This window comes from Planctomycetota bacterium, from assembly GCA_035574235.1.
Classification (GTDB): domain Bacteria; phylum Planctomycetota; class MHYJ01; order MHYJ01; family JACPRB01; genus DATLZA01.
The window spans coordinates 33032-54019 of the sequence record DATLZA010000078.1; the positions used below are offsets into that span (position 1 = coordinate 33032).

18 protein-coding genes are annotated in these 20988 nt (G+C 70.5%); 6 read left to right on the plus strand and 12 right to left on the minus strand.

Annotated elements, in window-relative coordinates; all coding sequences use genetic code 11:
• The first annotated feature begins 165 nt into the window (after positions 1-165).
• Positions 166-1596, plus strand: coding sequence for a phytase (locus tag VNO22_06780; protein ID HXG61056.1), 1431 nt, complete (start codon positions 166-168; stop codon positions 1594-1596).
• On the opposite strand, the gene VNO22_06785 is transcribed toward VNO22_06780, so the two are convergent.
• From VNO22_06785 to VNO22_06810, 6 genes are read right to left on the minus strand one after another with little or no spacing between them, the layout of a single operon-like run.
• On the minus strand, positions 1587-2678 hold the full coding sequence (locus tag VNO22_06785) for a prenyltransferase/squalene oxidase repeat-containing protein (GenBank protein HXG61057.1): 1092 nt from the start codon (positions 2676-2678) through the stop codon (positions 1587-1589). The genes VNO22_06780 and VNO22_06785 overlap by 10 nt on opposite strands.
• Positions 2675-6856 carry a PQQ-binding-like beta-propeller repeat protein gene (locus tag VNO22_06790; GenBank protein ID HXG61058.1) on the minus strand — a complete coding sequence of 1394 codons (4182 nt, stop codon included), beginning with the start codon at positions 6854-6856 and terminating at the stop codon, positions 2675-2677. Before VNO22_06790 ends, VNO22_06785 begins: the two co-directional genes overlap by 4 nt.
• Positions 6856-9387 (minus strand): hypothetical protein, encoded by a 2532-nt coding sequence (locus tag VNO22_06795; GenBank protein HXG61059.1) that lies wholly within the window; start codon positions 9385-9387, stop codon positions 6856-6858. The genes VNO22_06790 and VNO22_06795 overlap by 1 nt, the downstream gene beginning before the upstream one ends.
• Positions 9384-11657 (minus strand): BatA domain-containing protein, encoded by a 2274-nt coding sequence (locus tag VNO22_06800; GenBank protein HXG61060.1) that lies wholly within the window; start codon positions 11655-11657, stop codon positions 9384-9386. The genes VNO22_06795 and VNO22_06800 overlap by 4 nt, the downstream gene beginning before the upstream one ends.
• Before the next feature lie 3 nt (positions 11658-11660).
• Entirely contained in the window at positions 11661-12569 is a 909-nt protein-coding gene (locus VNO22_06805; GenBank protein HXG61061.1) for a DUF58 domain-containing protein, read from the minus strand.
• 29 nt (positions 12570-12598) lie between these two features.
• Positions 12599-13675, minus strand: a complete 1077-nt coding sequence (locus VNO22_06810) for a MoxR family ATPase (GenBank protein HXG61062.1) — start codon at positions 13673-13675, stop codon at positions 12599-12601.
• 121 nt (positions 13676-13796) lie between these two features.
• Between VNO22_06810 and VNO22_06815 the strand changes: the two genes are divergently transcribed.
• Genes VNO22_06815 through kdsA form a run of 3 tightly spaced genes read left to right on the plus strand, consistent with a single transcriptional unit; the run spans position 13797 to position 16198 of the window.
• Positions 13797-14090: a hypothetical protein gene (locus tag VNO22_06815; protein HXG61063.1), complete on the plus strand. Its 294-nt coding sequence runs from the start codon at positions 13797-13799 to the stop codon at positions 14088-14090.
• A 56-nt stretch (positions 14091-14146) separates the two neighbouring features.
• Complete coding sequence (locus VNO22_06820) at positions 14147-15400, plus strand: bifunctional 3,4-dihydroxy-2-butanone-4-phosphate synthase/GTP cyclohydrolase II (GenBank protein ID HXG61064.1); 1254 nt, start codon at positions 14147-14149, stop codon at positions 15398-15400.
• A 3-nt stretch (positions 15401-15403) separates the two neighbouring features.
• Positions 15404-16198 (plus strand): 3-deoxy-8-phosphooctulonate synthase, encoded by a 795-nt coding sequence (kdsA, locus tag VNO22_06825; protein HXG61065.1) that lies wholly within the window; start codon positions 15404-15406, stop codon positions 16196-16198.
• A gap of 9 nt (positions 16199-16207) precedes the next feature.
• On the opposite strand, the gene VNO22_06830 is transcribed toward kdsA, so the two are convergent.
• Genes VNO22_06830 through VNO22_06850 form a run of 5 tightly spaced genes read right to left on the minus strand, consistent with a single transcriptional unit; the run spans position 16208 to position 18682 of the window.
• Positions 16208-16576, minus strand: coding sequence for a hypothetical protein (locus tag VNO22_06830; protein HXG61066.1), 369 nt, complete (start codon positions 16574-16576; stop codon positions 16208-16210).
• A gap of 5 nt (positions 16577-16581) precedes the next feature.
• On the minus strand, positions 16582-16728 hold the full coding sequence (locus VNO22_06835) for a hypothetical protein (protein HXG61067.1): 147 nt from the start codon (positions 16726-16728) through the stop codon (positions 16582-16584).
• Complete coding sequence (locus tag VNO22_06840) at positions 16712-17860, minus strand: hypothetical protein (protein ID HXG61068.1); 1149 nt, start codon at positions 17858-17860, stop codon at positions 16712-16714. Before VNO22_06840 ends, VNO22_06835 begins: the two co-directional genes overlap by 17 nt.
• Positions 17853-18332, minus strand: coding sequence for a hypothetical protein (locus VNO22_06845; GenBank protein HXG61069.1), 480 nt, complete (start codon positions 18330-18332; stop codon positions 17853-17855). The genes VNO22_06840 and VNO22_06845 overlap by 8 nt, the downstream gene beginning before the upstream one ends.
• Positions 18320-18682, minus strand: a complete 363-nt coding sequence (locus tag VNO22_06850) for a hypothetical protein (GenBank protein ID HXG61070.1) — start codon at positions 18680-18682, stop codon at positions 18320-18322. The genes VNO22_06845 and VNO22_06850 overlap by 13 nt, the downstream gene beginning before the upstream one ends.
• Positions 18683-18800: 118 nt before the next feature.
• Between VNO22_06850 and VNO22_06855 the strand changes: the two genes are divergently transcribed.
• Positions 18801-18998 (plus strand): hypothetical protein, encoded by a 198-nt coding sequence (locus VNO22_06855; GenBank protein HXG61071.1) that lies wholly within the window; start codon positions 18801-18803, stop codon positions 18996-18998.
• 290 nt (positions 18999-19288) lie between these two features.
• Positions 19289-20692 (plus strand): bifunctional serine/threonine-protein kinase/formylglycine-generating enzyme family protein, encoded by a 1404-nt coding sequence (locus tag VNO22_06860; protein HXG61072.1) that lies wholly within the window; start codon positions 19289-19291, stop codon positions 20690-20692.
• A gap of 24 nt (positions 20693-20716) precedes the next feature.
• Here the strand turns inward: VNO22_06860 and VNO22_06865 are convergent, their stop codons facing one another.
• Positions 20717-20986 (minus strand): acylphosphatase, encoded by a 270-nt coding sequence (locus tag VNO22_06865; GenBank protein ID HXG61073.1) that lies wholly within the window; start codon positions 20984-20986, stop codon positions 20717-20719.
• Between the last annotated feature and the right edge of the window lie 2 nt (positions 20987-20988).

Below are 20988 nucleotides of genomic sequence, written 5' to 3' on the forward strand. Positions count from 1 at the left end.
CTCACCGGGTATAGCGGAACCCCCTTCCGCTGTATCGGCCTTCCGAGCCGACCCCCTTGAGGGGGTGGACGATGCTTTCCTTTCCCCGTTTTCCCGACAGGATCGCTCCCCTCGGATTCATTATTTAACGGACTTCCGGGGGGAGCCGCCTTTTCGGAGGGCGCCATGCCGCGTTCGAACGCCGTCCTTCCCGCGGTCTGCCTCTTCGTTCTCCTGGCCGCGCCCGCGGCCGCCGCCCAGACGGTCAGCGTCCGGCCGACCCGGGAGACGAGCCCCGCGCGCCATGCGGGGGACACCGCCGACGACACCTGCATCTGGATCCACCCGACGCAGCCCGAACTCAGTCTCATCATCGGCGACGACAAGGACGGCGGCGTGCTCGTCTGGAATCTCGACGGCACCGAGCGCCAGTACCTCGACGGCACCCAGGCGATGAACAACATCGACCTGCGGTACCACGTCCCCCTGACCGGCCGGTTCAGCGACGGAACGCCGCACGACCGGGTCGCCCTGGTCGGGGTCGGCAACGAAACCGATTCCTCGATCGTCTTCTACAAGGTGAACCCCTCGACCCGCAAACTCGAGCCGGCGGGCGGGATTCGCGGCCTGGGGCTCGTTCCCTACGGATCCTGCATGTACCGCAGCCCCCTCAGCGGAAAGTACTACTACTTCGTCAACGCCAAAAGCGGCGTCACGCAGCAGTGGGAGCTGAAGGATGACGGTTCCGGAGGGATCACCGGCGCCAAGGTCCGCCAGTTCGACGTGGGCGGCCAGACGGAAGGCTGCGTGGCCGACGACGTCCTGGCGAAATTCTACATCGGGGAAGAGGCGGTCGGAGTCTGGAAATACGGGGCGGAACCGGGAGACGGATCCTCGCGCACCCAGGTCGACCGGACGGGCTCCGGAGGAAACCTCGTGGCGGACGTCGAGGGGATGTCCATCTACTATACCTCGTCGGAAGCCGGCTACCTCCTCGTCTCCAGTCAGGGCAACAGCACGATCGTCGTCTACACGCGGGAAGGCAACAACGCCTTCGTGGGCCGGTTCACCGTGGGCGCCAACGGCACCATCGACGCGGTGACCGGAACGGACGGGCTGGACGTGACGAATCTCCCGCTCGGACCGGACTTTCCCAAGGGCCTCTTCGTGGTCCACGACACTTCGAATTCCGGCGCCACCGCGTCCAACCACAAGCTCGTCCCCTGGGAGTCGATCGCGAACGCCTTCGATCCCCCGCTCCGGATCGACACCGCCTGGGACCCCCGGCGGGTCGGCGCACCGTCCTCCGGGGATTCGGACGGCGACGGCCTGCCGGACTCCTGGGAGGAACGCTATTTCGGGGATCTGGACGAGAACGGCGCGGGCGATCCGGACGGGGACGGCTTCACCAACCTCGAGGAGTACGCGGCCGGATCCGATCCGACCGACGCGGCCTCGAGGCCGGGGACGCCCGCGGCCGGCGGCGGAGACGACTCCTCTTCGGGCGGCTGCGGGCTGACGGGCGGGGAAGCCCTTCTGGCCGCCGCCGGAATGGTGTGGGCGGGACGCCGCCGCGCCCGGAGAACCCTCGAATATCCGCGGCGCGCCTACTTCTGAAAAATCGGAAGGTACTCGCAGGGCATCTGCAGGATGATGAGGGCCATGGCGGTGGCGTAGGTCCTTCCCACGTCGTCCTCCCAATGGCCGTCCTCGAGCTGACTCCGCAGGATTTCCGCCTTCACCGACGGGTAATACGCCGCCCACCGGTCGCCGCCCGCCATGTACATGGCCTGCGCCGCGTAATAGTGGCCGTAGTAATAGTGCAGCTTTCCCGGCAGCAGCCCGTGCCGCCACCGCGGAAGCATCGCCAGCGCGGTCCGCACCTCCTGCGTGTCGTACAGCCCCGCCGAGAAGAGCGACACGATCCCGCACGCCGTCAGCGCGAACGACACCCGCGTGTCGTTGAAGCCCTGATCGTTGATCGCCTGGTAGGTGAATCCCCGCGGCGTGGCGCACCGGACCACGTACCGGAGCGCCCGGTGAATCGTCGAAAGCGGCACCGCGATTCCCACGTTGCGCGCCGCCCGCAGCGCCTGGAGCGTCGACACCGTCACCGACAGGTCCGCGTCCACCGGGATCGGCTGGTACCGCCAGCCCCCTTCCCGGTTCTGCGAGTTCACGATGAGCGCCACCGCCCGCTTGAGCTTGGGCTTGATCTCGGGATGGCCCGTCATCCCGTAGATCTCCGCCAGGAAAAGCGTCGCGAAGGCGTGGCTGTACATCCGCGAACCGGCGTGCGTGATGTACCCGTCCTCCTCGCGCACTTTCGAAAGCAGCCAGTTCACCCCCCGCTCGACGTTGCGCCCGTAGCGCCCGCGGCCCGGCACGTGGCCCGCCGACACGAACGCCATGCACGCCAGCGCCGTCACGTCGACCGACTCGTTCTCCTCGCCGAAATAGTCGTCGTACAGCTTGTACCCCACCCGGTTCGTCCACGAACCGTTGGGATTCTGCCGCGACGCCAGCCAGGCCAGCCCCCGGTCCACCGCCGCCTGCGCGTCCGGCCCGAACTCGGCCGTGGAGGCCCGGCGGACCGTCTCCGCGGAGGGGCCGCTTTGAACCGCCGGCGCCGCGACGGGCCGGGCCGCCCAGCCGATCGCGCCGCACAGGACCGTTCCCAGCGCCGCCAGCCGCATCATCGGTAAAACTCGATCCGCGCGTCCGCCGTAAACACCAGCCCCCCCGCCGCCGCGCCGCAGGCCGGCGGACGGTCGAAGACGAACGCGCTCTGAATATTCTGCACCGCCCGCCCGCTCCGATCAAGGAGCGTCGCGGCGTAGCCGTACTTCCCGCCCGCATCCGACGAAAAGGTCGCCACGACCAGGTGGTCCCGCGTCCGCATCGGCGGAAGAAGCGTCGCCTCCCGCCCCCCCAGCCGGGCCGTCCAGGACGTCGAAAGATCCTCCCGCCGCAGCGCCCGCACCGAAATCTCCCGATCCTCCTCGCGCGACACCACCCACACTTCTTCCGGCCCCGGCACCAGGAGACGCACGTCCCCCGCCGCCAGCCCCTCCCGGAGCTTCAGGAGCTTTCCCGTCCGGGGATCGACCAGCGCCACGAACGAGCCGCCTTCCCGCGAAGGCCCCGCCAGGACCAGAATCCCCTCCCCCGCCTCCACCGCCTGCGCGGGCAGATCCGTCGCCAGATTCACCTTCCACCGGAGCCGCGCGGAGGGCACGTCGTACCCCTCGAGCGCCCGCCGCTCCGCGTGCAGGACGAACAGCCCCTCCGAGGCGTACAGGACATCGGCCGCCAGGCGCGGCACCACGGGCGCCCCGACCGCCCACCGGCGCCCGGTCTCCGCCTCGAACACGTGAATCCCCGCGGGCGACACGGCCGTAAAGGCCACCGCCTCTCCCGCCGGCCAGACGGCCGACGCCGGAAGCCCGTTGAAGCTCTGCGTCCAGGCCGGACTCCCCCGCTCCAGATCCAGCGCCCCCACCCGCGAAATCGAGCCGTCCTCGGGATCCGTCGTATGGAAGAAAAGCAGCGTCCCCCCTAGGCCGAACCCCCGCATCCGCGCCGGCGCCCGATAGGTCCATTCCACCGCTCCCGTCGCGGCCGCCACCCGCGTGACCGAGGTCTCCGTGGCCAGAATCAGCGACTCGTCCACGAAAGCCGCCATCCGGAGCCCTTCGTCGAGCGCCGCCTGCCAGACCGGACCGCCCCGGTCCGGATCGAACGCCTTGATCCCGAGGCCGTAGTTGGCGAAGACCAGACCCGCCGCCGTCGCCGGCGGAGACCCGAGCGCCCTCAGAGGCTCCGCTTCCCGCCCGCCTTCGTCCGCGTGCGCGAAGACCTTCCGAAGCGGCGGCGCCAGCGCGGGAAGGGCGCCCCGGCCTTCCGCCCGCGCGTACCCCGGCGCCCGGCGGCGTCGCTCCACGAACTCCGCGACCGTCAAGGTCGTTCCCCCGTCGGACACCCGCGCCTCCGGGAACTCCCGCGCCATGCGTCGCAGAATCCCCGCCGCCGCGGCGAACCGGCCGCGCCCCTCGAAGGCGCGCACCAGACGCGCGCACGCCTCCGGCGCAAGCGCCGAAGACGGATACTCCCGCAGGAACCGCCGCAGCGCCGCGATCTCCTCTTCCGGCCGCCCCAGCCGCGCCTGCGCCTCCGCGGCCGTCAGGAGCGCCTCCTCGGCCGCCCGGCTGTTGGGATAACGCCGGAAGACCCGGTCGAACGCCTCCGCCGTCCCCTCCTTCCGCGCCGCCTCCAGCAGTTTCCGCGCCGCCTCCTCGCACGGCGCGTAGATCTCCCGCCCCGCCGCGGCCAGCAGATTCTCCACCGCCCCGCGCACCGCCTCGAAAACCGGCGTGCCGTCCATCACGGTCTCCCCGTGGCGCGCCAGGAGATCCTGATACTCCTCCAGCGCCCGCTCGGGCCGCCCCGCCGCCTTCCACGCGCCCGCCAGGAGGATCCCCGCCTGGGCTTCCGAAGCCGGATCGGGCGCCGCGGCTCGCGCCCGCCGGAAATGCTCCGCCGCCCGCTCGGCCCGCCCCGGCGTCCCCAGATCCCCCAGCCCCGCCTGCAGCGACACGGCGAACAGCCTCCGCCGCGCGGCCCGCCCCAGACGCTCTTCCTCCGGCCCCGCCGGACGGGCCGTCCGCTCCACCGCGCGCTCCAGAAGCTCGATCGCCTCCGACGCCCGCCCCGCCTGGAGGAACCGGATCGCCCCCCGGTAAAGAACCGCGGGATCCTGCGCATCGCCCTCCGTCGCCTCCCGGAGAAGCCGCTCGTGATCCCGCGGATCGTGATACACCCGAAGGACATCCTGCCCCGCCAGGATCACCGTCCCGTCGGCCAGGATCAGGTTCCCGCCCGAGAAGTCCTCGCCGGCCCCGACCGGCCAGACGAAAGACCGCTCCTCGTCGCAGGAGCCGTCCCACCGGACCCGGCGGAGCTTGTCCTCCGCGGGAACCCAGATGGCGTTCTCCGCCAGAATCCCCCGGCCCGTGCCCCGGAGATCCTCGCCCGCCACGGGCGGCGCCACGGGCTCCCCCGTTCGCACGTCCAGAAGCTCCAGACCCCGGCCGCCCACGACGAGAACGCCTTCGCGGGCCCCCCAGATCGACCGGAGCTCCCGATCCCGCGGCCGCTCCCACCGCAGCTCCCCCGTGCGCGCGTCCAGCGCGTAGAGGTACGGCGAGTCCGTCGGCGCCGCCGCCACGATCCCGCGGTGAGCCACCGGCGGGCCGTTCACCCAGCCGAGTTCGTTCTTGCGCACATAGACGCTCCGCGTGGGCCGCACCGGAAGCTGCCGGTACCGGTAGGCCCAGCGGAGACTCCCGTCCGCCTTGTCGAGCGCCGCCAGGACGCCGTGGTTGGTGGAGTAGAAAACGGAATCCTCCGTGACGCACACGGGGGAGCCCAGCGACTCGCGCGTCGAATTGCCGAAAAGGTTGATCTCCGTCCCCCCCGAGGCGATGAACGTGGACCACACGATCCGGCCCGTGGCGGCGTCCAGACACAGAACGTAGTGCTCGAAGGGATCCGTCGAATGCACCTGCCGGATCGCCCCCACGTAGAGCCGGTCCCCGTCCGGCACGGGAGGGACGGAAAACGTGGCGATCTCCTCGAGCGCCTCGCCCCGGGGCTTGCCCCCGAGCCTCCAGACCGGACGGCCCGTCGCGGCGTCCAGCGCGAAGAGCGCCCGGCGCGGGAACGGGAACTTCACCGTCACGTAGCCGAGCTGCACCTCCGCCCCGCCCGCCCACGTCACGAGGTTGGCGAAAACCCGCCCGTCGTGGACCGTGGCGGCGTAGATCACGCGGTTGTCGAACATGACTTCGCCGCCGGGAGGCGGAACCCGATACTGCCAGAGAATTTCCGGCCGGCGCGCGAAGAGGTTGTACGCGACGACGGCGGATCCGTTGTGGAGGAAAAGCACGCCGTCGGAGACGGCCGGGAAGAACGGCCGGAAGTCGGGGGTGAGGGCGAGTCCGGCCCCGCGGTGGAACTCCTCCGCCTGAACGCGGGGCAGGGACAGGGGCTCGGCCCAGGCCGGGCGGGGCAGGTCGGTCAGAGGCTCCGCCAGGCGCGTCCCGGACGGAGCGCCGCCGAGCATTTCCCATCCCGCTGGCTCCCGGGCGGTTCCGCGGGGGCCGGGCCGTTCGGAAGCCTGCGCGGCCAGTCCCGCCAGGAACTCCGCCAGCCGCACGGGACGGCCGCCCACGCGAACTTCGGCCCCCGGAGCCTCGCGGGCGACGCGCCCGGCCAGCTCTTCGAGAGCCGCCCGGTTCCCCGCCTGCGCCCAGGCCAGCCCCAGGCGCGCCCACGCCGGGGCGGCGGCCGCCTCCCCGGACGGCAGCCGCGCCAGGAGCGCCGCGGCGCGCTCGGCCCGCCCGGCGTCGAAGTGCAGGTTCGCCGCCAGCACGAGCGCCGGGCCGGCGAAGGAGCTGAAGGGATACCGCGCGGCCAGACGCTCCAGCGCCTCGACGTCGCCGGACCGCTTGGCGACCTCGAAGAGATGCTCGGCCGCGGGGTCGGCCCGTTTGCGATAGGCGGCCCGGCCCTCCTCGGGCCATTCGGCGATGCGGGCGCGGACGTACTCTCGGACCCCCCAGGCGCGCGCGCGGTCGAGCGGGACGACGGCGCCGGCGCCCTTTTCGGCGGCGTCCTCGTAGATCGCCAGGGCCTCCGCGTAGCGGCCCGCGGCGGCCAGCGCCGAGGCGCGCGAGACGAGCTGTTCGAGTTCCGGGTACGCGCGCAGGTGGGCCGTATTCTCCTGAAGCTCCTCCTGAGCCGCGCCGAACGCCGCCAGCGCGGCGGCCACCGCCGCTCCCAGGAGCGGTTTCCGACCCGTGCGCGTACCGTTCATCAGAGCATTCGGAACATCTTCCGCAGGATCCACTCGGTCGTGATGAGCAGCGCGAACAGGAGATACGCCAGGGGCGAATCCCAGAGGTCGTCCTCCTTCGTCTCGCGCAGCTGCTGCTCGCTGCGGCGGATCGTCTCGTTGAGCTCCCCCACCTGATCGATCGGGAAGTACCGCCCTCCGTAGGATTCGGCCGCCAGCGCCCGGAGGGTCCCCACGTCGAGCGTCGGATCGTCGTCCTCCCGGTCCGGGATGTAGACCGTGAAGCGCGCCGAAGCGCGGGAGCGCTCGTCGTCGCCGCCGGCCCAGACCGTGTAGGCCCCGATGTCGCCCGCCGGGAACCGGCCCTCGTAGTAGCCGTCGCGGGTCTTGTCCTTGTGCAGGGTGACCGGGACGCGCTCGGTCCGCGTGGGGTGGTCCACGAAGACCTCGATCGTGGGATCCTGGCGCGGCTCGAACTTCTCGTCGTAGGCGTAGGCGTAGATCTGGACGGTTTCGCCGCGGACGTAGCGGTCCTTGTCCACGCTCACGCGGTAGCGGCGGGCGCCGAGGAGCTTCCCTTCGCGGACCCAGTACATGACCTGCTGCCAGAAGGGGTAAAACCAAGGATAGTCCCCCGCCAGGCGCCGCCAGAGCCAGGTCTCGTCCGTGGCGCTCCAGAAGACGCGCCCGAGCCCCGCCCGCTGGGTGACGAAGAGGGGCGGACGCGAGGTCTCGCCGGGAACTCCGGCCAGCTCGACGAGCGGAGCGGCGCCGACCTTGAGCTTGCGCACCCTCTGGTACCAGCGCACGCCGGGCAGGCCGTCGCCGCGGCCGTCCCGATCCTCCCAGTGCTCCTGGTTGCGGTCGAGGTCCCCCTTGAACTCCTTGAAGAGCGTGACCGGATGCCGCCGCCCCTCGGGCGTCAGGACGTACGAGAGGGGCTGATCGTAGACCTTCTCGTGCTCGTAAAGGTCGCGGGACTCCTCGGGAATCACGGGCAGGAGGTTGGCCAGCGGGGTCCCCAGGAGCGCGCGCGGGTTGGCGGTGGTGCCCGAGATGAAGATGATCCCGCCGCCGAACTCGGTGACGAACGCCTCCAGGTGCTTGGCCGCGTCCGGCCCCAGCCGCGACGGATCCACGTCCCCGAAAATCACGACGTCGAACTCGAGAAGCGTCTTGAGATCCTTGGGGAACTCCTGCAGCGGCTGGCGGAAGAGGGGGTCGTCGGAAATCGTATGATCCTGGGCGAACCCCGGGTCGGCCGACGTCTGGAACGTCTGCGCCAGGATCTTCGGATCGCGGATGAGCGCGTTGCGGAGGAACCGGAACTCGTAGCGGGGGAGGTGATCGACGAAAAGGACCTTGATCTTGTCGTCGGCCACCCGCAGGCGGTGCACGAGGTAGTTGTTGTGGGCGGTGTTCTCGTCCGGCCGGGGCGCCAGGCGAAGCAGGAGGAGGTACTCGCCGGGTTCGCGGGGGCTGTAGACGAGGGTGACGGGCTGCTTCTGTCCGTGCCCCGAGAGCGTCACCGGGTGATCCAGCTCCTTGCGCGCCTCTCCCAGGAGGCGCTCCAGCGCCTGAGGATCGGGCGCCGGCTCGGGCTCCTTGTCTTTGATCGGCAGGACCCAGAGGCCGATCTCCGCGGGCTCGTTTTCGTAGCCGAAGCTCGTCACCTTGAGGTTGATGCGCAGCTGGTCGTTGGCCAGGACGGCGTCGCGCGCTTCCAGTTCCACGAGCGCCGCGTCCCGCGAGGCGTGGGGAACGCCCGCCGCCACGGTGTACAGCGGCAGGTACCGCTGCCGGAGCTGGGCGGCGATCTCCTGGGTGGCCATCCCGGCGTTGTTGCGGCCGTCGGAGAAAAGGACGACGCCGGCGATGTACTGCCCCTTGAGGGAGTTGAGGGCCCCCTTGATCGCGTCGCCGATGGCGGTCTCGGTGCCGATGCAGGCCTCGCGGGTGTAGCCTTCGAGGAGCTTGGCCCGCGACTCCTTGGCCGCCGCGGCGCTCGAGAAGGTGAAGTAAGCCACGTTCAGCTTCTTCTCCAGCTCGTCCAGGATCCGCAGCTCCGGATTCTCGAGCACCTTGCGGACGATGTCCGCGCGGCTGAGGCGGGCGAGCTCCGGCGGCGAAGAGACGCCCGTGACGCGGCGGATCGCTTCGCGCTCGGCGTCGGTCCGGAGCGGATCCGCCTTCTGCATGGAGCGCGATTCGTCCAGGAGGACCACGAGGAACGCGCGGCGCTCCTTGATCGTCTCGACGGTGAGCACCGGCCCCATGAGCAGCGCGAGGATGAGAAGCAGGATCGCTCCGCGCAGCCCGGCCAGAACGAGCTTGGGCGCCGCGCCCACGTCCGGCCGCTCCCGCCGGTAGAAGGCCCACGCCAGAAGGAACACGCCCGGGACGATCACGAGGAAGAAGAGCCACGCGGGCGGGGCGTTCTGCAGAGCCACGCCCACCTCGCCCGAGGACAGATCCACCCGGTCGATCCCCAGGAGGCGCGACCAGAAGTCGCTCCCCGCGGAGGCGTCCTGCGGCGGCCGGAAGGGGATCATTGCTTGCCCCTCCCGAAAAGCCACGCCAGCGTCGATTCGAGCAGAAGGAAGCCCAGAACGAAGTAGAGCAGATGTTTCCAGAGCCCCGACGCGGGCGGCGGGGCCACGTCGATCTCCTGTTCCCCTTCCTTCTTTTCGCCGCGGAATTCCACCTTGAAGTCGGGGAACCGCCGCTGCAGCTCCTCGCGCGAAATGCGCTCGAGGTTGCCCTCGGCCGCGTGGATCTCCTCGGGGGTCGGATTCCGCGGCGGAACGTTCACGGCGAAGTAGGCCAGGAGCCGTTCCTCTTCCTTGGGGGCCTGCCGGGTGAGCCGGTATCGCCCGGCGTGACGCACCCCCTCGTTGCGCAGGACGCGCGGGTCCTCCGTCCGGGCCCGCACCGGATAAAAGAGCCGGACGAATTTCTGGTCGCGCTCCGGGGCGCCCGCCGGAAGCGTCATCAGTCCCTCGTGGGGCGTATCCAGAATGAACGGCGGCTGGTAGAGCTCCACGGGCAGGTCGAACTGGAGAAGGTCGCCCACGAAGAGATTCCGGCGCGAGCCGGGGCGGGACGCCAGATACTGGCACACGTCCCAGACGAGGGGGAGGTAGGGCGGGTGCCCGGGGATGCCGAAGTTCCACTCGTCGTCGATCGACGAGGTGAAAAGCAGGACCTTCCCCTCCCCGAAAGGCTTCTCCAGAAGAAGGGGAGAACCGAAATTGTCGTCGAACGCGGCCAGAACGCGGTCGGCGTCGAAGTCGCGCACCTTGTAGCAGCGGTAGAAGACCAGTTCGTAGAGCGCGGCCCGGGCGCGCTTCTGGAAGGTGCGGAAGGCCGGGTGGGCGTCGGCGAAGCGGGCGATGCGCCGCTCCGTGCCGCGTTCCAGGCCCGGGCCGGGCAGCTCCCCGATCACCTCGTCGAGCGCCGCCGGCGAGAGCCCCCGCCCGCCGTTCCAGAACGCCTCGTTGAAGGACACCTTGTCCACGCGGTCGCCCAGGGTGATCAGAAGCCCGCCGCCGCGCTCGACGTACTTCTCCAGCCGCTCGACCTTCTCGGACGTGAGGCTCTGGACGTTGGCCAGGACGACGAAATCGTACGCGTCCAGCCCCTCGGCGTTGAAAAGCTCCGCCGTCTTGACGTCCGCGGAGAAAAAGAGTCCCTGGCCGGTGGGGTCGAGCGCCAGGACAAGCGTATAGGTCTCGCTCTGGCGGGGCGAGTCGCCGGGCTCGCCGTCCACGACGAGGCCCCGAAGCGCGCTCTTGACGTCCACAGCGAGATAGCGGTGGTCGTCCACGTCCAGGAAGTCCGGGTCCAGCGAGACGCGCACGAGATGCGACCCGGGCTCGACGAAGCCGTCGTATTCGAAGGTCACCGGGACCGTGGCCTGGGCCGGCAGCGAGATCGACTGGGTCTTCACGAACCGGTCGTCCACGTAGAGGGTGGCCTTGACGTCGGGCTGGGGGGTGGAGGAGAAGTTGTGGATCTCCGCCGTGAAGCGCGCGCCGCGGCGCAGCGTCAGGACCCGCTCCGAGGCGCGCAGGTCGACGACCGCCCGGTTGAAGGCGTCCGGCGTCCCGGCGTCGTAGAGGAAGAACCGCGTGTACTCGCGGCGGGAGAGCTCCTTGAGAAGGCCGGCGAAGCGGCGGGCCTCCTCCTCCTCGCGGAACTCCCAGCCGTTGCGCTGAAGGTCGGTGAACAGATAGACGCGCCGGTCGCGGTTGCGGACCTCGGGGGAATCGAGGAGCTGTTTGAGCGCCTGGAGGGTGGCGTGGACGCCGCTGGCGTAGTCGGACGGACGAAGCTCGTTGAGCGCGGCCTGGAGGCGCTCCTTCCGGTTGGCGCCGACGAGGACCGGCTCCGGATAGGCGTTCATGGGCAGGAGCGTGAACCGGTCCTGCTCGCTCGGGCGGATGTCCTCGAGCACCTTGAGGGCGGCCCGGCGGGCCACGTCGAGGGACGTGTTCTGCGCGCGCTTGTAGGCCATGCTGTAGGACGTATCGACGACGAAGAAGTGGTGGATGTCGGTGTCGGCCAGGGCCTCGACGGGGGCTTCGCGGAAGAAGGGCCGGGCCACGGCGAGCGCGAGGAGCACCATCACGAGGATGCGGACCAGAAGCAGCAGGAGGTTTTCCAGGCGCAGCCGGCGCTGATTCTTGCGCAGGGCCGCCAGGAGGAACTCCATGGCCGCCCACCGCACGCGGCGGAACTTCTGGCGATGCAGGAGATGAATGAGGATCGGGATCGCGCCTCCCAGCGCGAACCAGAGCAGTCCCGGGTTGAAGAATCCCATGGCTTACGGCAGGCGCCTCCGGATCGAGAGGCGGCCGGCCAGGTACTTCGTCAGTTCCACGTCCAGCTCCTGGTCCGTGGAAATCCGCACGTAGTCGATCATGAGTTTGACGCATCCGCGGCGGATCGTCTCGCAGAAACGGTTCACCTCCTCGAGATAGGCCTTCCGGAGCGCCCGCGGGTCGACCAGAAGCTTCGGGTGCTCCTCGAGCCCCTCGAAGAGCGTCATGCGCTCGAACGGAAAGGTCAGTTCGTGCTCGTCGAGGACGTGAAAGACGATGACGTCGTGGCGCTTGTGGCTGAAGTGCTGCAGGCCCTTGAGGATGGAGTCGGGCTTGTCGAAGAGGTCGGAGATCAGGATCACCAGCCCGCGGTGGCGGAGGCGCTCGGCCATCGCGTGAAGGACCCCGCCCAGGTCGGTCCGGTCCCGCGGGGCGGCGTGGGCAAGCGTCCCGAGCAGCGAGCGCATATGGCCGAGGGAGCTCGAGGAGGGAACGAACTGGCGCACCTCCTTGTCGAAGCAGACCATGCCCACGGAGTCCTGCTGGCGCAGGATGAGGTAGGCCATGGAGGCCGCGATGTAGCAGGCCAGCTCCAGCTTGGAGTGCTTCCCCCCGCGGTACTCCATGGACTCCGAGGTATCCAGCAGGATGTGCGCCCGAAGGTTCGTTTCGAGCTCGTACTCCTTGACGTAGAGGCGGTCCGACCGGCCGAAGACCTTCCAGTCCAGATGCTTGAGGTCGTCCCCCGGCGCGTATTCGCGATGCTTGGCGAACTCCACGGAAAATCCGTGGTAGGGGCTCTTGTGCATGCCGGCCACGAAGCCCTCGACGATGTGCCGCGCCTTGAGGTCCAGACGCGTGATCTTGTTGAGGACCTCGGGATCGAGGAATTTCGGCGTCGGCTCCGCCATGATTCACCCCGGGGCGGGGAGGCCGCCCGTCAGGCGCCGGTCACCTTGGGCAGCGCCGCGTCCTTTTCGATCTCCGCCTCGCGCGCAGGGATTACCTCGAGCAGCTTGTCCACGATCTTGTCCGCGGTGACTCCCTCCGCCTCGGCGGTGAAGTTGGTGACGATGCGGTGCCGCAGGACGGGCCGGGCGATGGCGCGGACGTCCTCGATCGTGGCGTACGCCCGTCCCTGGAGGACGGCGCGCGCCTTGGCGCCGATGACGAGGTACTGGCTCGCGCGCGGACCCGCCCCCCAGTGAACCCATTCCTTGACGAAATCGGGCACCCCGCCCTCGCTCACCCGCGTGGCCCGCGCCAGGGCCATCGCGTACCGCACCACGTGGTCGGCCGCCGGGACGCGGCGCACGAGCTCCTGAAGCCGCAGAATTTCCTCGCCCGAAAGCACCGTCGTCAGCTTGTGCTCGAAGACGGAGGTGGTGAGTTTCACGATCTCCAGCTCCTCCTCCTCCGTCGGGTAGCCCACGTGGACCATGAACATGAAGCGGTCGAGCTGGGCCTCGGGGAGCGGATAGGTGCCTTCCTGCTCGATCGGATTCTGGGTGGCCAGGACGAAGAAGGGCTGCGGCAGCGGGTGGCGCTTGCCGCCGACCGTCACCTGAAGCTCCTGCATCGCCTCGAGAAGCGCCGCCTGCGTCTTGGGCGGCGTCCGGTTGATCTCGTCGGCCAGGATGATGTTGGCGAAAATCGGACCCGGGATGAACCGCAGGGTCCGCTCGCCCGTGGACCGGTCCACGTCGATGACCTCCGTGCCGGTGATGTCGCTCGGCATCAGGTCGGGCGTGAACTGGATGCGGCTGAAGGAAAGCGAGAGCGTCTGGGCCAGAGTACGGACGATGAGCGTCTTGGCCAGGCCGGGGACGCCCACCAGGAGCGCGTGGCCGCGCGAGAAGATGCACGTCAGAAGCTCATCCAGAACCCGCTCCTGCCCCACGATCACGCGGTGAAGTTCGTTCTTCAGCGAATCGTAGGCGGCCTTGAGCTTGCGGATCGTCTCGACGTCCGAGGAAGAGGAGGCGTTCTGGGAAAAGGCGGCGGCCAGCGGATCCATGCGTTCCTCCGGCAAATGCGGCAAAGTCAACCTACCAGAAGATTGTACGGCCCACAACCGAAAACCGTGAACGCCCGCGCCGGCTATAATTGTGGAAGGAGGGACGGGAACGGGGTGGGACATGACGGGTCGGATCGGCCTTCCGGCGCTGCTTCTGCTGGCGATGGCCGCCTGCTCCGCCCCGGCCACGGCCGGCGCCCGCGCGGGAGCGGACCAGGAGGTCGCCCGCTCCATCAACTGGGAGCTCCGCAAGGATCCCCGATTTGCCGAGGTCGTGGCCTACTGCGTGGACGGCGTCGTGCGGCTTCAGGGACGGGTCGCCGACACGGCCGCGGCCCAGGACGCGCTGCGGCTGGCCCGCGCGCGCGCCCGCGGCGGCCAGGTCCAGCTTCAGCTCGACGTCCGCCCCCGGTAGTCCGGCGGGGACCGCCGATTGACTCCCCCCGGGGGTTCGGTTAGGATCACGTTTCCATGGCCGATTTCGCCTCCATCCCCGAGGTCCTCGAGGACATCCGCGCCGGCCGCATGGTCATCCTCGTGGACGACGAATCCCGCGAAAACGAGGGCGACCTCGTCATGGCCGCCGAGAAGGTCACCCCGGAGGCCGTCAATTTCATGGCCCGCCATGGACGCGGCCTCATCTGCCTGACCCTGACCCCGGAAAAGTGCGCCGCCCTGGACCTTCCCCCCATGGCGCCGCAGAATTCCTCCAAGTTCGGCACCGCCTTCACCGTCACGATCGACGCCGCGCAGGGGATCACCACCGGAATCTCCGCCCACGACCGCGCCCGCACCATTCTCACCGCCGTCGACGACCGCTGCGCGCCCGCCGACCTCGTGCGGCCCGGCCATGTCTACCCCATCCGCGCCCGAGAAGGGGGCGTCCTCGTGCGCGCCGGCCACACCGAGGGGTCCGTGGATCTGGCGCGCCTGGCCGGGCTCAAGCCCGCCGGCGTCATCTGCGAAATCATGAACGACGACGGCACCATGGCCCGCCTCCCCGACCTCCTCGCGTTCGCCCGCCGTCACGGGCTCAAGGTCGCCACCATCGCGCAGCTCATCGAGTACCGCCGCCGCAAGGAACGCCTCATCGAGCGCATCGTCGCCGTCCGCATGCCCACCCGGTTCGGCGACTTCCGCCTGCACCTCTACAAGTCCCGCGTGGACGATTACCTCCACGTCGCCCTCTGCAAGGGGGACGTCGGGGAGGAAAAGGACGGCGAAACCGTCGTCCAGACGGAACCCGTCCTCGTCCGGGTTCACTCCGAGTGCCTCACTGGCGATGTGTTCCATTCGCTCCGCTGCGAATGCGGCGAACAGCTCGAAGCCGCCCTCGGCATGATCGAGCGCGCCGGACGGGGCGTCCTCCTCTACATCCGCCAGGAGGGGCGCGGCATCGGGCTCATCAACAAGCTGCGCGCCTACCACCTCCAGGACGAAGGCCACGACACCGTCGAGGCCAACGCCCGGCTCGGCCTGCCGGCGGATCTGCGCGAGTACGGCACCGGGGCCCAGATCCTCTACGACCTCGGCGTCCGCAAGATGCGCCTGCTCACCAACAATCCCAAGAAGGTCCACTCGATCGCCGGCTACGGGCTCGAGATCGTCGAACAGCTCCCCATCGAAATCCCCCCCAACGAACACAACCGCCGATACCTGCGGGCCAAACGCGACAAGCTCGGCCACACGTTCCGCCAGATCAACGACCTCATCGAGGGTACCTGACCCGTGACCCCTCCTCCGCGCGGCTTCCTCTTCGTGGGCGGCCCCTGCGTCATCGAGTCCGAAGAGCACGCCCTCCGGCATGCTTCCGCGATCGCCGACATCTGCCGCGACCTCGGCGTGGACTGCGTCTACAAGAGCTCCTACGACAAGGCCAACCGCACCTCGGGGAAAACCTACCGCGGCCCCGGCCTCCCGGAAGGTCTCCGGATCCTCGAACGCGTCAAGGAGAAGCTCGGGCTGCGCGTGCTCACCGACGTCCACTCCCCCGAGGAGGCCCGCGAGGCCGCCCGCGTCGTGGACATCCTCCAGATTCCCGCGTTCCTGTGCCGGCAGACGGATCTCGTCCTGGCCGCCGCCGGGACCGGCCGCGCCGTCAACATCAAAAAGGGCCAGTTCATGGATCCCTGGTCCATGCGCAACATCCTCGAGAAGGCCCTGTCCACCGGAAATTCCGACATCTATCTCACCGAGCGCGGCACCACGTTCGGCTACGGCCACCTGGTCGTAGACATGCGGGCCATCCCCATCATGAAATCCTTCGGCCGCCCCGTCCTCATGGACGCCGGCCACGCCGTTCAGCAGCCCGGCGGCCGCGGCAACGCCTCCGGAGGCATGCGGGAAATGATCCCCGTCCTCGCCCGCGCGGGAGTGGCCGCCGGCGCCGACGGGCTCTTCCTCGAAGTCCACGAGGACCCCGACCGCGCCCCAAGCGACGGCCCCAACATGCTGCGGCTGGCCGATCTGCCGGACCTGCTCCGCCAAGTCCTGGCCATCCACCGAACCCTGAACGGCGCCTGACGGAACCGGTTACTCCAGAAGCTGTACCGCGATCCCTCCGGGCCCCGCCTCGTCGGACGTGAAGCGGACGCGCACGGGCCGCTCCCCCTCCAGCACGAACCGGCTCGACCCCAGGAGACGCACCCCCGGCCGGCTGGGACGCACCTCGACGGTCCGCCGCCCCTCGAGCCCCACCGCCCGAATCTCGGCCTCCACCTCTTCCCCCACGGACGCCGCCGCGCGCAGAATCCGGATCTCGAGCAGGGGCCGCTCCGGCACGTCCGGCTCGAGAAACAGCCGCCGCCCCGACGGACCCTCCTCGTCCACCAGCCGCCACGCCGCCGGCGGCTCCGGAACGGCCGCACGAGGCGCGCACGAACCCGCGCCTCCGACGAGCACGACCGTCAATCCTCGAAGGGCTCGAACCGCGCGCCGGCACACCGCGGACAGGGACATCGCAGAAGCTCGTCGATCTCCTCGATCCGATAATCCTCCGGCGAAGCCTCCAGGTCCGGGCGATCGCCGGCCTCCTGCTCACCGGGCCCGCCCACCGGCCCCCTCGCGCTTGACGTCGCATCCCCAGGGGCGCGTCTCCCGCTCGGCGGCGCGGCGGATCTCCTCCGCCCGCCGCGCCGCCAGGCGCTCCGCCGCGCGGCCGGCCGTCTCCGCGTCCGCCGCCGCCAGCGCCTCCGCCACCGCCTGGTGGAACCGCCGTTCCGCTTCGAACGTCTCCAGCAGACGCCCGATCTCATGACGCAGCTGCGCCCGTCGGCGCTCCAGCTCCGCCCGCAGCTCCGGCGCCGCCAGAAGCTCCGCCCCCTCGAGCGCCCGCTCCGCCTCGTGCGCTTCCCGCACCAGATCCGCCAGCGCCGCCGCGGACGCCAGGCTCCGCAGCACCGCCTGCCGCACGCCCGGATCGAGCGCCGCCACGCGCTCCACCTCCGCGCGCGACACCGGCCCCAGACCATCCAGCGGAGCCCTCCCGGGATCCCGCACGGCCCGTTCCCAAAGCTCCAGCCGCTCCCGGCGGCGCGCTTCGAACGCCTCGACCACCGCCGTGGCCCGCGATTCCGCCCGCATCGTCCCCGCGCCGATCGAAAAGGGGGGCACCAGCCGGTCCGGAAGCCCCAGCTCCTTGAGAAGATCGATTTCCTCCACCGGCCGCCCGTCCAGCCCCCGCACCCGCGCCGGCCGCCGGCATTCCTCCCGCGCGCGGTCGAGCGGCACCCCCTGCGCCGCCTTCTCCTCGAGGCATTCCTTGATGGCGCGGGCCCGCGAGCGCCGCTCCACTTCCTCCAGCGACTGCTCCAGCGCCCGGCAGGCGTCCAGCTCCGACCCCAGCATCGTCTGCGCCGTCACCCGGTAGTGCTTGATCGCGTCGCACACCGTGGGCGAGGCGTAGCAGGCCAGCACCAGCGCCGAGCCCGCCAGCTCCGCCTGAAGCGCCTTCAGGGTCCCCCCCAGGAACTCCTCCCGGACGTTGCGGTCGAAGAGACTCCGAAAGCTCGCCTTCACGTCGAACCGGTCGCAGGCGAAGTCCGGACCCACGGAGACCTCGACCGCCGCGCGCCGGGGCTTCACGTCCGAGTACTCCACGTCCGGCCCCAGCCGGCGCCGCCACGTCTTTTCGCGCTCGAGGAGATCCTGCGGCCAGAGAACCCCGAGCGCCAGCAGACTAATCACGTTCCAGCTCCCGGACGAGCGCCTCCCGCGGCGTAAGCCCCCGGAAGATCCGCCCGCCGACCACCATCGTGGGCGTCACCGAAACGGCGTACTCCTCCCAGAGCGGCGACCCTTCAGGCACCCGCTCCACCAACAGCCCCGCAAGCTCCCGCTCCTGGAGCGCGCAGAACCGGCAGCCGGGCCGCGCGAAGTAGAGGATCGCCGCCCGCTCGCGCAGCGCTTCGACCGCGGCCACCGCCCGCCGCAGCCGCTCCAGGCGCCGGCGCTGCCAGTCCACGTAGGCACGGGCGTTCTCGGGGCTGGGATCCTCGAGGAGCCGCCGCACGGGGGCGGGCGCGGCGGAATCCGTCCAGAGATCCTCGACGGCGCCCGCGGCCGGCCGCGCCTTCGTTCCCCAGAAATCGACCTCCCGGCCCTCGAAAAAGCGCCCCGCCCCGGGCCCGAGCGCCAGGAACGCGATCACCGCCCGCACCGCAGAAGCTCCCCGACCGGCGCCGCGGTCCCGCAGGCCACGTGGATCCGCCCGCCGCGCCGCACCGCCACCGCCGGAAGCTCGCGCAGCCCCAGGCGCTCGGCCTGCCGGAGTCCTTCGGGATCCACCACGCGCACCTCGCCCGCCGCGGCCGCCGTGGAAAGAAACCCGGCCGAAGGTTCGCGCGCGCCGAAGTAGCGTTCCGCGAGCAGGACCGGCCGCGCGCGCCGGCCCCCGAGATCCCGGAAGAGCGCCGCCCCGTCCGGCGAATCGGGCGAAAAGAAAATCCAGACCTCGGGCTCCTCGGAGGGCCCGCCCAGGAGAAGCGCCGCCAGGAGCGTCCACCGCATGGAACCGAACCTCCTTTCCCATCCGAAGTGCGGCGCCCGGACGAAGACTCGACGCTTTCGTTTTCTCGGTCGAGTTCTCGCGGCATCCGGCCACGCCCAAGCGGAGGACGAGAGCGCGATGTGGAGCGTCAAATCCGGAAAGCTCTACTGCGGCCCCGAGCCGGTGCCGGTCCGCCGGGTGGTCGTGGAGATCGTCGCCGGCCGGACGGAAGGGCCGATCGACGAGGCCCGGGCCCGGCACATGCTGCGCCTGGAGCGGGCGCTTTCGATCCGGGATCTGGCGGGCGGCCTGACCCGGCCCCCGCGGGGGCGGTAGCCCTCCCGTTCTTTTCCGTTTTCGACGCCGGCGTTCCCTCGCGGAGCGCCGGCACCGCCGCCAGGGCGGCTCCGCTCCTCGGGGGGCGGTGCCGGGGCGGAAGCCCGGCATCGCTTCCTGGAAGGCGATGCCTTTCCGAGGAGGAGGACCTCCATGAAGAAGGCCGTCAAGCGCCTCTTCGAGGTCACGGTGGACTGCGTCATTTTCGCCCTCCCGAAGCTGGTGGGCTGGGCGATCGGACGCCTTCACCGCTAGGTTCCGGGGCCGCCCGGCGGCCCCTTTTCGGCGTCATGAAGCGCGAATTCGGTCGCTACGAACTTCTGGAGGAGATCGGCCGGGGCGGCGCCGGGGCGGTGTACCGGGCGCTCGACCGCGAACTGGGCCGCGTGGTGGCGCTCAAGACGCTGCGCGATCCCGAACCGGGCCCGGCGGCACGGGAGCGTTTTTTGCGCGAAGCCCGCCTGGCCGCGCGCCTGGAGCATCCCCACATCGTGCGGATCTTCGAGGCCGGCGAGCACGAGGGACGCCCCTACTACACGATGCCGCTTCTCGAAGGAGCGCCGCTCCGGAGCCCTCTGGCTCCCGAGCGCGCCGCCGCGCTTCTGGCCCCGGTGGCCCGCGCGGTGGCGCATGCCCACGCCGCCGGGGTGGTGCACCGCGACCTCAAGCCGGAGAACATTCTTCTCTGTGCCGGAGGCCCCGTCGTCACCGATTTCGGAACCGCGCGGGCGGAAGACGACGTGCGCCTGACCGAGACGGGCGAGCTTCTGGGCACGCCCGCGTACATGGCTCCGGAGCAGATCGCCGGCCGCGCGCACGAAGCGGGCCCGAAGGCGGACGTTTACGCCCTCGGGGCGATTCTCTTCGAGCTGGTGACGGGGCGGCTTCCCTACGAGGCGGAATCGTTCCTGGAGCTTTCCGCGCGGGTGCTCCACGATCCGGCTCCGGAGGCGCCGGGACTCGACCCGGGACTCGGGGAGCTGATCCGTCGCTGTCTGGAGAAGGATCCGGAGGCGCGCCCGTCGGCCCTGGAGGCGGCGGACGCTCTGGAGCGGCGGGCGGCTTTCTCCCGGGAGACGGCCGGACGGCGGCCCCGGGCGGCGGCGCTTCTGGCCGGCGCGGCGGCCCTGGCGGGCGCGGCCCTCTGGGCGGCCTCGCCGGCGCCGGAAGACGCGCCCGGCGACATGATCCGGATCCCCGCGGGGGTGTACATGATGGGAGATCCCAGGCTCGGCCGGCGCCCCGTGGCGCTGGAGGAGTTCTGGATCGATCGTTTCGAAGCGCCGGCCCGCGCGCAAGGGTATTCGTATCTCGACGCGGCGGCCTGGTGTCTCAAGCAGGGCAAGCGTCTTCCCACGGAGGAGGAATGGGAGGCGGCGGCGGGCGGGCGACTTTTCCCCTGGGGCGAGGCGGCGGACCCTTCGCGGGCTTCCTGCGGGGGCGCGCGCGGGCCCAATCCGCGCGACCGGAGCCCCTTCGGCTGCCAGGACATGGCGGGGCATCTGGCGGAATGGACGGCCACGCCCGGCGAGGTCGTTCCGGAGTCCCGCGTGGTTCGGGGCGGGGACTGGCAGTCCGGCCTGGAGGGATGCACCACGTGGACGCGGCGGGAGCTTCCGCTCGCGCGACGGCTCCCGACGCTCGGCGTGCGATGCGCGCGGTCCGCCTCTCCACCCGCGAAGGCGAGTCCCTGAGCGCCCGCCGCCGCCGGACGAACGCTAGACGATCCGGAACCCCTCGAGGCCGGGCTCCGGATCCTCCCAGGAAAGCTCGATCTTCGACACCTGCGCCCGCGGCGGGCCCTGGGCGCACCAGCGGATCATCCCGTCCACCGCCTCGCGCGGGCCCTGAAACACCGCCTCCACCCGACCGTCCGGGAGATTGCGCACCCAGCCCGACAGCCCCCGCGCCTGCGCCTCCTCGCGGCACGTGGCCCGGTAGAAAACGCCCTGCACCCGCCCCGAAACGAAAAGATGCGCGCGAACCATCC

Coding starts and splice junctions, on each gene's coding strand:
- VNO22_06790 (HXG61058.1), bottom strand. CDS start 6,856: ATGAACGGTACGCGCACGGGTCGGAAACCGCTCCTGGGAGCGGCGGTG.
- VNO22_06820 (HXG61064.1), top strand. CDS start 14,147: ATGGCCGATTTCGCCTCCATCCCCGAGGTCCTCGAGGACATCCGCGCC.
- VNO22_06785 (HXG61057.1), bottom strand. CDS start 2,678: ATGATGCGGCTGGCGGCGCTGGGAACGGTCCTGTGCGGCGCGATCGGC.
- VNO22_06780 (HXG61056.1), top strand. CDS start 166: ATGCCGCGTTCGAACGCCGTCCTTCCCGCGGTCTGCCTCTTCGTTCTC.
- VNO22_06860 (HXG61072.1), top strand. CDS start 19,289: ATGAAGCGCGAATTCGGTCGCTACGAACTTCTGGAGGAGATCGGCCGG.
- VNO22_06800 (HXG61060.1), bottom strand. CDS start 11,657: ATGGGATTCTTCAACCCGGGACTGCTCTGGTTCGCGCTGGGAGGCGCG.
- VNO22_06815 (HXG61063.1), top strand. CDS start 13,797: ATGACGGGTCGGATCGGCCTTCCGGCGCTGCTTCTGCTGGCGATGGCC.
- VNO22_06855 (HXG61071.1), top strand. CDS start 18,801: ATGTGGAGCGTCAAATCCGGAAAGCTCTACTGCGGCCCCGAGCCGGTG.
- VNO22_06795 (HXG61059.1), bottom strand. CDS start 9,387: ATGATCCCCTTCCGGCCGCCGCAGGACGCCTCCGCGGGGAGCGACTTC.
- VNO22_06850 (HXG61070.1), bottom strand. CDS start 18,682: ATGCGGTGGACGCTCCTGGCGGCGCTTCTCCTGGGCGGGCCCTCCGAG.
- VNO22_06865 (HXG61073.1), bottom strand. CDS start 20,986: ATGGTTCGCGCGCATCTTTTCGTTTCGGGGCGGGTGCAGGGCGTTTTC.
- VNO22_06810 (HXG61062.1), bottom strand. CDS start 13,675: ATGGATCCGCTGGCCGCCGCCTTTTCCCAGAACGCCTCCTCTTCCTCG.
- VNO22_06805 (HXG61061.1), bottom strand. CDS start 12,569: ATGGCGGAGCCGACGCCGAAATTCCTCGATCCCGAGGTCCTCAACAAG.